Here is a 1,316-nt window from a genome sequence, read left to right as displayed (position 1 = left end):
AGGTCGCGCAGATCATCGATGCGGGCGGCCCGGAGGTGAAGAAGGCCGGGCAGGCCGCGCTGAACGGCACGGCGGATGACATCCGGGCGTTCTTGTCCACGGGTCAGTTCGACCGGCGGGCGCAGGACGAGCGGGTCGAGGTCGCGCAGATCATCAGCGCGGGCGGCTCCAACGTGGCGGCCGCGGGCCGGATCGCGTTGAACGGTTCGGCGGACGACATCCATGAGTTCCTGGAGGTCGGCCAGTACGTGGCGCGTGCCCGTGACCAGGAGCACGCCACGGTCGCGCAGCTGGCGGCGCAGGCCACGAAGGCCGGCGCCAGGGCGGCGGCGCAGACGAAGGCGGCCAAGGACGCCTCCGCGCGTGCCGTGACGGCGGCGAAGCTGGCCAAGGAGGCCGCGCAGAAGGCGGCGGCCGAGACCCAGGCGGCCAAGAACGACTCCGTGCACGCCGCTTCGGCGGCCGGCCGGGCAGCTTCTGCCGCCAAGCAGGCCGCGGAGGCTGCGCAGGAGGCGATCGACGCCGCGGCCGCCGCCAACGACAGTGCGCGGCTGGCGGCCAGCGCGGCGGAGCAGGCGGCTTCGGCGGCGGTGGGTGCCGCGCAGGCCGCATCCCGTGCCCAGAGCGCCGCGGCGGACGCGGCCACGGATGCGGGCCAGGCTTCGGCGGCGCGCAAGGCGGCCGAGGACGCCCGCGCCGCGGCCAAGGGAGCACGGCTGGCGGCGGATGCGGCCAAGCAGGCCGGTAACGCGGCGGCCGATGCGGGCAACGCGGCGAAGGCCGCCGCCGATGCCGGCACCAACGCCGACGCCGCCGCCGATGCGGCCGATGAGGCCAACGACTACGCCACCCAGGCCGGTGTCCACTCCTCCGAGGCCGGTGCCGAGGCCGCGGCCGCTCATCGGCACGCGCAGGAGGCCAACCGCGCCGCCAACGCCGCAGCGGCGCTTGCCGCGGAGTCGGCCGGTGCGGCCGGCGAGGCGCAGGATGCGGCCAACGCGGCGGCCACGCATGCGGACAACGCCGCGAAGGACGCCGATGACGCGGCCAAGCACGCGGGCGAAGCGGCCACCGCCGCAGCCCAGTCGGCGGCGCACGCCAAGGCCGCCCAGGACGCGGCCGACGCCGCCACCGCCGCCGTCGCCAAAGCGAAGAAGACCCACCAGACCGCCGTCAAGATCGAGTCGGAGGAGCTGACCGAGCGGACCAACGCCGGTATCGCCAAGGCCAAGGATCTCAAGGCCCAGCAGGACCAACGAGCGGCCGCGGACGCCGCTGCCGCCCAGCAGGTCAAGGACACCGACGACCAGGCCAAG

1 protein-coding gene is annotated in these 1,316 nt (G+C 75.5%); it reads left to right on the top strand.

Features of this window, described 5'->3' with window-relative positions:
- Window positions 1-1,316: ALF repeat-containing protein (locus tag ACWCQS_RS46055; RefSeq protein ID WP_451009999.1), on the top strand; the 1,316-nt coding region annotated here is incomplete at both ends.

This window comes from Streptomyces sp. NPDC002076 (genome assembly GCF_053593835.1).
This window is presented reverse-complemented; position numbering and strand designations above follow the sequence as displayed.